We start from the raw sequence: 9,566 nt of genomic DNA, 5'->3' as shown, positions 1-9,566 counted from the left end.
AGCCAGGATCAAACTCTCCAAAAAAGAGTTATGAGTTAGCTCATAAGTTAAAACGTTGGCTCATGTCTTCTATAATAGAAGCATGAAAATTTATTGTTTGTTGACGCTTGTTTGTTTAGTTTTCAAAGAGCAAGTTGTTCAGTTTGTCGCCCAGAAGCGACTTTATTAATATAACATGCTGTTTTGTTATTGTCAACATCGTTTTTTGTTTTTTTATTACACTAAAAGCGATGTTGATTTTGCCAATTCAGCGTTGTTTTTCTGAAGCGAGATTAAATATACCACGGATAAATTATGTTTGCAATATAATTTTAAAAGTTTTTTCACTGACAATGAATTTATTCATTCTTTCCAAGTTTCTTCTTACTTAAAGGTTTCAATAATATTTTTTCTTTCTTGTTCATATAATGGCTTGGACAAACCAAATAACAGAGGTGATCCTATTTGCTGCAATCAGTCGCACTTTATCTTTCACTACTTATGGCCATCTTTTTATTTAGTGTGGCCTACATCGAAGCTATCAAAATCGCTAACACTGAAGGAAGGGTTCATGGAGGAACTTTCATGTTCTCCACTATTTGTGCATTTCTATTCTCAAGGTTCACATATCTATTTATTTAAAAAAATCCCCTCTCAGGGGATTTTTATGATAGACGCGATCGCTGCGTCCATGAAAACACCTTTATCAAACCATCGCTTTCTAAGTGTTCCTTCATATTCGAAACCACTTTTCTTCAATACGGCCCAGGATTGTTCATTTTTAGGATGATACAATGCTTCTATTCGATTTAAACCCATTTCCTCAAATCCAAATCTCAATATTTCTTTCGTAATCTCAGGCATCATCCCTCTTCCCCAGTAATCTGGGTGAAGTTCGTAGCCTATTTCTGCTTTGAAGTGTTTGGCGTCAATCGCATGGTAACCACAAGTACCAACCAGTGTGCCTGTTTCTTTCAGTTCAGCACCCCAGCGGATTTGCCTTTTCTCCATAAAGCCCTGGTTGAATTTCTGAATCAACTCCACAGCTTGCTGTTCTTGTGTAAAGCTTTCAAGATTGTAATATTTAGTCACAGAATCCTGCGAAAAATAGCTGAAGATTTGTGGGGCGTCTTCTGTTTTCAGCTCCCTTAGGGAAAACCGCTCCGTCTCCAATAAAGGAAACTGCTCAAACACACTCTCCAATCCCATTTATCTATCCCCTGACTGCTTTTCTATTAAGGACTGATTCAGCAAGTTTAAGTCCTTCCATACATAAGCCACTTCGGTATATTCCTGTCCTGCTATTTCAACCACTTCCTCTCCAGCTTTTACCGGCTGGAGAGATTCATAAAACTTGCGGCTTTCATTATCCTTTAGTACCCAAACAAGCATGGATTCATCTTTTTGCCTTAACAACTCTTCCAGGCCTGTATGGAGAAGCTTTGTGCCAATTCGATCTCTCTGGTATTTTTTCAGGATGTATATAGCATACAACTCACCATCCGCATTTAACTTGCCCATTCTCTCCTTACCAAAAGATGCAAAGCCCACTATTTCTCCACCTGGAGTAACAGCAACAAATACGGGAGAGGTATCAGAAGTTTGGATCAGGCTCTTTTCCCATAGAGGCTGGCGATCCTCTGCCTTCAATGAATCTAGATACTCCTGGCTTACTAGTCCTTTATACGTTTCTTGCCAGCTTTTCACGTGCACCTTGGCAATGCCCTCAGCATCTTGAAGCGTAGCTTTTCTGATTTCCATAAACATACACCCCTAACCTGAGATTGAATTTACCTCTGTCTGGTTCTTGATTTTCATCTTTCTTTCATCGACTAGAAATAAAGTTATACCCGCAATAACAATTAATCCCCCAATTACCTGGGTCAAAATAACTTTTTCACCAAGAAGGTAGAAGGCCAATACCGTTGCACCTACTGGTTCAAACAAGATAGCCATTGAAATGACGGAAGCGCTGATCCATTTAATCGACCAGTTGAACAGGGTATGGCCAAGCAAGGTTGGAATCAGTGCAAGAAGAATAAAATAAACCCAGTCACTTGCAGGGTACGGATAGAAGGATTCACCGATAGCTATTACATAGAAGAATAAAGTAATTGAACTGATGCTGTAGACAATAAAGGTATAGGTTATTAAGGACATTCTCTTCCTGACGGTTTGGCCAAATAATAGATATACAGTGACCAACGCACAGGCTACGATAGCCAAAAAGTCTCCAAACAATGCACTGCCACTAATCTTAAAGTCGCCCCAGCTGATGATGACGCTCCCGCCGACGGCAATAATTCCACTTAGTATTGCTTTAAAAGATACTCGCTCTTTAAAGAAGAAGTACGCTCCTATAAATGCGAAAAGCGGCTGGAGTGTGACCAGCACTGTAGAACTCGCAACAGAAGTATAGTTTAGGGATTCGAACCAGAGGATAAAGTGAAAGGCAAGAAAAATGCCGGCAATCCCGCTGAACATCCAATCCCGCTTCGTAATAAGACGAAGTTCTGAAACATACTTTATAAGAAACACCGGCAGCATCAGCAAAACAGAGAAGAACAATCTGTAAAATGCAATGACACCAGATGGCGCAGATGAAACTTTAACCAGAATGGCAGAGGTTGATACAGCCACGACACCGACTGCAACTGCCAAATAGGGATTTAGTTTTGGTGAGTCCATTTCCATTCTCCTTTAATATGAATTATATGTATTTTACAATGAAATCGAATTTTTAGCTTACCTTAATTGAAATTTTATCGCCCGGACTGTGTTTAATTCATTATTTTTAGGGAAAGTAAATACATCTTACTCAGGGGCAGGAGATCAGTATGCTTTCAACAATCGATATGGAAATTTTACTTAAACTTGGGATATCCGCTTTTCTTGGTCTTGTAATCGGGCTCGAAAGGGAGATTAAAAGAAAACCGGTTGGGCTTAAAACGAGCCTGGTCATATCGATCGTCAGCTGTCTGTTGACGATTGTATCGAGTGAGTCAGCCTATATGTTCCCCGGGGATGAAGACGTCAATATCACGATGGACCCACTCCGCCTGGCTGCCCAAATTGTCTCCGGTATTGGTTTCCTCGGTGCAGGTGTTATTTTACGAAGAGGGAATGATACCATTTCCGGTTTGACGACAGCTGCGATGATTTGGGGTGCGGCAGGGATCGGGATCACCGTGGGTGCCGGTTTTTACTGGGAAGCCATTGCGGGTGTAGCACTGCTTATTGTCAGTGTGGAGTTCATCCCATTCCTCATGACCTTCATTGGTCCAAGGCAATTACGGGAAAAAGAGATCCGGCTGCAGTTCAATGTGAATACGAGGGAAAGCATTGCCGACATTATAACCAGGATTAAAGCAGAAAAAATCGCATTGAAAAATGTACGCATCAAGGATCTTGCAGAAGGAAACCAGCTGGTTCAATTAATCGTGACGGTGGACTTCCGCAGAAAGACTACGGATGTATATGAGGCGGTGTCTGAAATCGAAGGCATTAACCGTGTAGAAATTGAAGGATTATGAGAAAAGCCGCTGATGAGCGGCTTTTTTTGCTCATTTCCGAAATTTTGTCTTGCATGTCCATAAAGAAGGTTATATAATCTTTCTTGTACCTTATCTAAACAGATACGGGGGATTAGCTCAGCTGGGAGAGCGCAACGCTGGCAGCGTTGAGGTCAGGGGTTCGAGCCCCCTATTCTCCATCCAAAAAAGCCTTGTATATCAAGGCTTTTTTCTTTTTTATTGAGTTTACCATCTTGGATTTTTTTATTTTGTCGCCGAACTGTCGCCGAAATGGAATTTTTAATTAAAATGATGAATCATTTTTAGAAAATTACAGACAGGACAATCAATAAACCAAAAATTATTATTATATCTACTTCCCCCTCTGTGAGTATCTTAGTTTTTACAATATAGGTACCATAACTCCCTTTCACTTTCTTCAATTTAATTATTCTAACCGATTCGTATTTGGATTTCTCCTGACGTCTGGATTCTTTTTGAAACCGTCCTATCTGATCCCTGGACCTGGAGCTGACATCTTTCTTCAATGGTGCTTCTGGATATTGGTTTAACAACTCGGCAATTATCCTCAACTTCTCCCTTTCGGTCATCATGATCATTGCCGTCCTTCCCCTCTCCTGTTGTTTTAGGCGACTGTTCCCTCCATAACTCGGTGTGATCCATCTGCCATAAAGGGGAGGGAAGAGGGACGTCAGCTATTTGGTTATGACGCATCAACTTTAAAAATTCTTCCGAGTAAGCAGCTGTGAATAACGCTGCCCTTATAATCTGATTCCTGTCTAGGTGTGTGGATTGAAACATATTATCCACATACTGTTGATAACAATCTGCATAACGTACGGTAGGTCTATACATTTGACGTCCCTCCCTCAAATGGTGAAAAATCCAGCTATAAGAATACTCATCAGACCTGCCAGGATCCACTTCATATCAGATTCTTCTTTGTAATGCCGGATTAACCTTTCGTAACTTTCCCTCTCTGTTTCTCTCATATAGCATCCTCCTTTTTGACGTCTTATGACGTCCTTGAAAAAAGATATGAGAATGAATGCTTGTCCTATAACACAATTATTTAGAGGACAATCATTTTTTTCGACGAATTCATAACTGAGGTGATTGTATTGGAGACCAAGCTAAAACAGATACTGGTGGAACGGGGACTAAAACAAGGATTTATTGCTGAGAAGTCCGGATTAACACCTGGGGCGTTCAGTCTGATTGTTAGAGGAAAGTCACTTCCGACTCTTCCGGTAGCTATAAGGATTGCGAGATCGCTGAATGAAACTGTAGAAAGTTTATGGGGTTATATGGTTGAATAAAAATATGAATTCCCAAGCGCTTGGGAAAATGGTATTTGGAGTGACACGCATGAACTTGACAATCGCAATAACTTTTCTTTCTAGGGGTATAAGGGTACAACGTAAAGGGTCTTTTCAAAAAAGAGGCAGGAAACCAGAAAAGGTGGCAGCTGACTTTATCCAGGAGATAAAAAAGGAAATGGATATCGAAGGATTGATATCCGTAATTGTTGATGGGAAAGAGGATATAACTGAAAAGGTCAAGGAAATGATAAAAGCCCCACTCGATGAGTGAAGCTTCTTTTTTTGATTAAAATTGTAAATCATAAATCCGATATAAATTAAGAAATGACTTTAGACAAATGGTAAGGAGTTGTACTTTTATTATGCACCCTGAAAGCTTAGGAGCCATTTTGAGGATGGAAAGGTTCAAAAGAAACCTAACACAGGAACAAGTATGCAAGGCACTCCAGATGAAATTAGAAACACTGAGTAACATTGAAAACAATAAAAGCATGAATGGAAAGACAATCAAAAGGTTAATCGATTATTATGAAATGAACAATGAAAACGGCCCTCTCACATGAATTCTAAAGACTTAGACTAAAGCGCTTCTTAACCTGAAGGGCTTTTTTAAATTTACCACCCTATTAGGGTTTGGATAATTCCCAACTGTTTATTATAATGAGGAAATAAGGAGTTGATCATTTGTTGGGAACTATTAATAATCTTGCAAATCACCTAAATAGCAATTCTGCAAACCTTGCTCTTGATATCGTTAATGATGTTCTAAACAAAATGGATCTCCATATCCCTAAGGATGAAAAAAATGCAGCCATTAGCATGTATGAGAATCTTATAATCCATTTAGCTGGAAGCCTTACAAATGAAACACTAAATGTGCCTGTTGAATTAATCGAGTGGAGTAGAAGGAATTCAGAAGCTTTGATTAATTCCGAAACGCATATATCTGAAATCACTGTGAGATATCCCCCAACAAGAGAGGTATTCGCAGATTTTGTTACAGATTGGACTAATGAATTTAACCTGGATGCAAAAGAAGCAATTCTAGTTATTAGACAATTTAATAAAATGTTGGATATTAGCCTCGAGGAAACAATATCCACTTACGAACGGATAAGTGAACAACTACGCTTAGAGGCACTTAAAGAAATAGAAGAATTGTCTTCGCCGCTTGTTCCTGTTAAAGCAGGGGTAGTGGTTTTACCCTTAATAGGTAACATTGATTCCGTACGAACGAATCACTTAATGTTGAAAGTTGTTCCAAAGATAAGTGAGCTTAAAGTAAATTATTTAATTGCAGACTTCTCTGGAGTATCAACAATTAATGAACAAATGGCTCGTAACCTCCATCAAATAGGGGGTGTACTTAAGTTATTAGGAATTAAGGTACTCACCACTGGAATATCCCCACGACTAGCCCAAACAGCCGTAAATAGTGGAATCGATTTATCCAAGACTACTGCTTTTCATAATGTAAAACAAGCACTGGATTGGTTAGACAAATTAGACGATGTACCGAAGACATCCAATTAAAAACATATATGTCAGTTATAAGCCCATCTCGAGTGAGATGGGTTTTATTTTTTTATATGGAGGAATATGTTTTTATATAACCAATCAGGAGGTTAACATATGAATAACGAAAGCTTAGGTTCTCAGTTAAGAGTAGAGCGATGTAAAAGAAATATGTCTCAAGAGAAAGTTTGCGAAGAACTTAATATGACAACCAGGACTCTAGGTAACATAGAGAATGACAAAGGAAATCATCGTCAATCGACTCTAAATAAGTTAATAGAATTCTATGAATTGGATCCTGATGAACTAGAATGAAGTCCCACTCACCTATGAAGGTTTTTAATCTTTAGAAGTTATTTTTTTTACCGATATATCAGTGTAGTCACTAACAAGGAGATGGATTAATTGAGTTTAGATGCACTGGCAACTAAGATTAACCAATACGTAGAAGACATGGAACTTGCTACCGCTAGGGTTTATATTGAAGAGAATATAGAAATCTTAAAAGAGCATAAAAATATGCTAAATAAGAATGCAAGGGAGTTATTGGATTTCCTTCTGAAACTGCATGCTGACGGTGGACAACCATTGACAAGAATGGATATGGCAATCATTAATGCCATCAATACATATGCAAGTAAGTTTGATGTTCGAGGAATTAAGATGCTTGTAAAGGATAATCCGAACCTACTTCTGAGAAAAGATACACCAGCATATTTGAATGCTGATGCAAAAATTATCCTAGAAGGCATGGGAGCAATATGAGGAAAGTTCATAAGCATTTATAAGCCCCTCTCGGTTGAGAAGGGCTTTAATTCTTACTTATTATTTTTTCGCTTTAGCTTCACGGTGTTTAAAGTCTATAAAATCCACATTAACTGCAGCCAGATTTTTATCATTATATCCTTTATTGAAAAGTTCAGGTGAAGCACCAAAAGTTATGGTATCGGTCCCCAGCTGTCCTTCTTCACCATACGACTGAATAGTAAATTTCACGATATATGGGTGACTTAATTCGTTTCCTTTTTCCCACTGGTCTATCTCCACGACATCATAATTTTTATCCCACCAATTATACTGGATCCTTATAGATTCATTTTTGTAATATCCTTTCAACGCTTGTGCAATTTCATCATGGAATTGATCCAACAAGAAATGATCCATCACTTGTTCCATTCCCTTGGAGTCATGTTTATGTTTCTGATAGCTTTGTGCAGAAACATTACTTACACAAATAACCATAATCAATGCTAAAAATACCAGTAATTTTTTCAATTAAATCATCTCCTTTAGGATTATTTTTCTAAAAGTAAGGTGGTTTTATACATCATTAAAAAACTGAAAAAATATCCGATAAAATCATTGAAACCAGTAAACTGACACCTAGAATGTAAAGAAGGAGAAGAGTATGGAGCACCTAACCACTAAATACTTCTTGAAAAAGTTCGTTTTTGAAACAGAGGATAGCAGCATAACTGAATTGCTTAGTGTGACAAAAGAGATAAATGTAGGAACACATATACAGGCGGATGTTTTATGTTCTTCCTTAAAAGAAACTCCAATTGAAAGGTCATCTGAAAAGCTTAAAGCCAGTATAGGAGAAGACATTAAAATACCAGTCACAAAATTACAAGCCTTGAGGATTGTGGAGCGCTTCAGAAGAGAAGGCGCTTATACGATTGTTTAAAGATTATGCTCCACTCAATGAGTGAGGCTTCTTTTATTCAGCTTGCCTAAACCGTGGCAGTGAAGATGCTTATAATATTAAACAATGATTATGAAATTACCGATATGATATAAGGAATGAAATTAAGAACATTTCGAAATAGGAAATTTCCGGATTTAATAAATCTAATATTTTTGAAATGAATGAAGGAAATATGAGCTTTAAGTGGAATAAAAACAACTGTTGATAAATATGACAAAAATAACTGATTAAGTAAAAATTTTAGAATAAAATAATGATATATAATCTATTCGGAAACGGAGATTCAGTAATGGACAAAAACGGTAAAGTAATTTCAGTAATAAATATGAAAGGCGGAGTCGGAAAAACAACTTTATGCGTAGGTATTGGTGAATACTTAGCTAATTTCTTAGGAAAGAAGATTCTATTTATTGATGTGGATCCTCAATTCAATACCACTCAAACGCTAATGGACTATTTTGATTTGGAAGAAGAATATATGAATGATTTTAGACAAAATAAAACGATAAGAAAATTATTCGAGTCTGTTACTTCAATTTCCGAAAAACCAAAATTGCCAAATCCTTCAGATGTTATCCTAAGCTTTGAAAAGTCACCGAACATAGATTTAATTTGTGGTAACATTGATTTAATCTTTGATGATAATCAAGGAGACAGTGCTCGCTCCCGACGTATTAAAAAGTTTATTTCCGAAAACAATCTGCGCAGAGTTTATGATTTTATATTTATTGATTGTCCCCCAACAATATCCTTTTATACAGATGCAGCATTGAATGCTTCTGATTATTATTTGGTGCCAAACCGTATAGACAGGTATTCTATACTAGGAATAAAACTGCTTAAACAAGTAATCGATAGACTCTCGTATGATGAAGATTTAGACATTAAACCCCTAGGTATTGTTTATACGATGGTTGGAAAACCTGGCTTGAAATCACAAAAACTAAAAGAAACCTTTGAAACTTCCGCCGTATTAAATGACATCGATATTTTCACATCTCAAACTACTTATGTAAATGATTTAATGGTAGGACTGCAAGGTAATATTTCATCAAATTATAAAAAATCACGCGAAGATATTCATGAGGTAGCTTCAGAATTTTTGGATCGTGTAGAGAGGAGATAAATATGACTTCTCGAGAAAATGAAAATAATATTATATTTAAGCGTGTACTATCTACTGACTTAGATTATGTGGATATTATGGGAGTGAGTGTAGCTCTACTATACTCCAAAAACCTTTTTAAAAAAAACCAGGATATATCCTCTTTTTTAAAAAGAGTTTTTAATATAGATTTTTTACCATATGTTATGAAGTCACGCACACTAATTGTGGCTAGAATCACAAAGGAATTAAACCATAAAAGCGACAAAGAATTGGATGATATAAGACAAAAAATTATTGAATACTTTGCTGAAGAACAAGAGAAAAATGAGCTTGAGCCCAAAAAAACAACAAAAAAGAAAAACGCAAACGATAAGTTGAAAATGTGGCTGGAAGGTTTATAA

The 9,566-nt window shown here is 37.1% G+C and carries 16 protein-coding genes and 1 tRNA gene; 11 read left to right on the top strand and 6 right to left on the bottom strand.

Features of this window, described 5'->3' with window-relative positions; all coding sequences use genetic code 11:
* Positions 1–633: 633 nt before the first annotated feature.
* Genes J7E38_RS13780 through J7E38_RS13770 form a run of 3 tightly spaced genes read right to left on the bottom strand, consistent with a single transcriptional unit; the run spans position 634 to position 2,667 of the window.
* Positions 634–1,188 carry a GNAT family N-acetyltransferase gene (locus J7E38_RS13780; RefSeq protein ID WP_214705320.1) on the bottom strand — a complete coding sequence of 185 codons (555 nt, stop codon included), beginning with the start codon at positions 1,186–1,188 and terminating at the stop codon, positions 634–636.
* On the bottom strand, positions 1,189–1,740 hold the full coding sequence (locus tag J7E38_RS13775; RefSeq protein ID WP_214705321.1) for a GNAT family N-acetyltransferase: 552 nt from the start codon (positions 1,738–1,740) through the stop codon (positions 1,189–1,191).
* Between the two features lie 12 nt (positions 1,741–1,752).
* Positions 1,753–2,667, bottom strand: a complete 915-nt coding sequence (locus J7E38_RS13770) for a DMT family transporter (RefSeq protein ID WP_214705322.1) — start codon at positions 2,665–2,667, stop codon at positions 1,753–1,755.
* A 149-nt stretch (positions 2,668–2,816) separates the two neighbouring features.
* Between J7E38_RS13770 and J7E38_RS13765 the strand changes: the two genes are divergently transcribed.
* Together J7E38_RS13765 and J7E38_RS13760 are read left to right on the top strand one after the other, a co-directional pair.
* Entirely contained in the window at positions 2,817–3,512 is a 696-nt protein-coding gene (locus J7E38_RS13765) for an MgtC/SapB family protein (protein ID WP_214705323.1), read from the top strand.
* Between the two features lie 106 nt (positions 3,513–3,618).
* Positions 3,619–3,691: transfer RNA gene (locus tag J7E38_RS13760), tRNA-Ala, on the top strand.
* Between the two features lie 123 nt (positions 3,692–3,814).
* Here the strand turns inward: J7E38_RS13760 and J7E38_RS13755 are convergent.
* Both J7E38_RS13755 and J7E38_RS24160 read right to left on the bottom strand, forming a co-directional pair.
* On the bottom strand, positions 3,815–4,111 hold the full coding sequence (locus J7E38_RS13755) for a hypothetical protein (RefSeq protein WP_214705324.1): 297 nt from the start codon (positions 4,109–4,111) through the stop codon (positions 3,815–3,817).
* Positions 4,112–4,381: 270 nt separating this feature from the next.
* Positions 4,382–4,504: a hypothetical protein gene (locus J7E38_RS24160; RefSeq protein ID WP_285291739.1), complete on the bottom strand. Its 123-nt coding sequence runs from the start codon at positions 4,502–4,504 to the stop codon at positions 4,382–4,384.
* A 129-nt stretch (positions 4,505–4,633) separates the two neighbouring features.
* Here J7E38_RS24160 and J7E38_RS13750 point away from each other — a divergent pair, with 129 nt between their 5' ends.
* From J7E38_RS13750 to J7E38_RS13725, 6 genes are all read left to right on the top strand, one after another.
* Positions 4,634–4,831: a helix-turn-helix transcriptional regulator gene (locus tag J7E38_RS13750; RefSeq protein ID WP_214705325.1), complete on the top strand. Its 198-nt coding sequence runs from the start codon at positions 4,634–4,636 to the stop codon at positions 4,829–4,831.
* Entirely contained in the window at positions 4,824–5,105 is a 282-nt protein-coding gene (locus J7E38_RS13745) for a hypothetical protein (protein WP_214705326.1), read from the top strand. Before J7E38_RS13750 ends, J7E38_RS13745 begins: the two co-directional genes overlap by 8 nt.
* 67 nt (positions 5,106–5,172) lie before the next feature.
* On the top strand, positions 5,173–5,397 hold the full coding sequence (locus tag J7E38_RS13740) for a helix-turn-helix domain-containing protein (RefSeq protein ID WP_353049953.1): 225 nt from the start codon (positions 5,173–5,175) through the stop codon (positions 5,395–5,397).
* Positions 5,398–5,518: 121 nt separating this feature from the next.
* A complete protein-coding gene (locus J7E38_RS13735; protein ID WP_214705328.1) occupies positions 5,519–6,367 on the top strand; it encodes an STAS domain-containing protein in 849 nt (282 codons plus the stop codon).
* A 99-nt stretch (positions 6,368–6,466) separates the two neighbouring features.
* Positions 6,467–6,664, top strand: a complete 198-nt coding sequence (locus J7E38_RS13730; protein WP_214705329.1) for a helix-turn-helix domain-containing protein — start codon at positions 6,467–6,469, stop codon at positions 6,662–6,664.
* A 90-nt stretch (positions 6,665–6,754) separates the two neighbouring features.
* Positions 6,755–7,114 (top strand): hypothetical protein, encoded by a 360-nt coding sequence (locus tag J7E38_RS13725; protein WP_214705330.1) that lies wholly within the window; start codon positions 6,755–6,757, stop codon positions 7,112–7,114.
* A 60-nt stretch (positions 7,115–7,174) separates the two neighbouring features.
* On the opposite strand, the gene J7E38_RS13720 is transcribed toward J7E38_RS13725, so the two are convergent.
* Positions 7,175–7,624 (bottom strand): DUF3888 domain-containing protein, encoded by a 450-nt coding sequence (locus J7E38_RS13720; protein WP_214705331.1) that lies wholly within the window; start codon positions 7,622–7,624, stop codon positions 7,175–7,177.
* 133 nt (positions 7,625–7,757) lie between these two features.
* On the opposite strand from J7E38_RS13720, the gene J7E38_RS13715 reads away from it, so the two are divergent.
* The 3 genes from J7E38_RS13715 (at position 7,758) to J7E38_RS13705 (ending at position 9,566) form a co-directional block, all read left to right on the top strand.
* On the top strand, positions 7,758–8,036 hold the full coding sequence (locus J7E38_RS13715; protein ID WP_214705332.1) for a hypothetical protein: 279 nt from the start codon (positions 7,758–7,760) through the stop codon (positions 8,034–8,036).
* Between the two features lie 310 nt (positions 8,037–8,346).
* Positions 8,347–9,183, top strand: coding sequence for a ParA family protein (locus J7E38_RS13710; RefSeq protein WP_214705333.1), 837 nt, complete (start codon positions 8,347–8,349; stop codon positions 9,181–9,183).
* 2 nt (positions 9,184–9,185) lie between these two features.
* A complete protein-coding gene (locus J7E38_RS13705; RefSeq protein ID WP_214705334.1) occupies positions 9,186–9,566 on the top strand; it encodes a hypothetical protein in 381 nt (126 codons plus the stop codon).

The sequence above is a fragment of the Bacillus sp. ISL-35 genome (assembly GCF_018613355.1).
Classification (GTDB): Bacteria; Bacillota; Bacilli; order Bacillales; family Cytobacillaceae; genus Mesobacillus.
This window is presented reverse-complemented; position numbering and strand designations above follow the sequence as displayed.

What these genes read in the sequence shown, in the direction of transcription:
- J7E38_RS24160 (WP_285291739.1), bottom strand. Translation starts at nt 4,504, where the DNA reads ATGAGAGAAACAGAGAGGGAAAGTTACGAAAGGTTAATCCGGCATTAC.
- J7E38_RS13755 (WP_214705324.1), bottom strand. Translation starts at nt 4,111, where the DNA reads ATGATCATGATGACCGAAAGGGAGAAGTTGAGGATAATTGCCGAGTTG.
- J7E38_RS13765 (WP_214705323.1), top strand. Translation starts at nt 2,817, where the DNA reads ATGCTTTCAACAATCGATATGGAAATTTTACTTAAACTTGGGATATCC.
- J7E38_RS13780 (WP_214705320.1), bottom strand. Translation starts at nt 1,188, where the DNA reads ATGGGATTGGAGAGTGTGTTTGAGCAGTTTCCTTTATTGGAGACGGAG.
- J7E38_RS13775 (WP_214705321.1), bottom strand. Translation starts at nt 1,740, where the DNA reads ATGGAAATCAGAAAAGCTACGCTTCAAGATGCTGAGGGCATTGCCAAG.
- J7E38_RS13740 (WP_353049953.1), top strand. Translation starts at nt 5,173, where the DNA reads ATGGTAAGGAGTTGTACTTTTATTATGCACCCTGAAAGCTTAGGAGCC.
- J7E38_RS13705 (WP_214705334.1), top strand. Translation starts at nt 9,186, where the DNA reads ATGACTTCTCGAGAAAATGAAAATAATATTATATTTAAGCGTGTACTA.
- J7E38_RS13770 (WP_214705322.1), bottom strand. Translation starts at nt 2,667, where the DNA reads ATGGACTCACCAAAACTAAATCCCTATTTGGCAGTTGCAGTCGGTGTC.
- J7E38_RS13730 (WP_214705329.1), top strand. Translation starts at nt 6,467, where the DNA reads ATGAATAACGAAAGCTTAGGTTCTCAGTTAAGAGTAGAGCGATGTAAA.
- J7E38_RS13710 (WP_214705333.1), top strand. Translation starts at nt 8,347, where the DNA reads ATGGACAAAAACGGTAAAGTAATTTCAGTAATAAATATGAAAGGCGGA.
- J7E38_RS13715 (WP_214705332.1), top strand. Translation starts at nt 7,758, where the DNA reads ATGGAGCACCTAACCACTAAATACTTCTTGAAAAAGTTCGTTTTTGAA.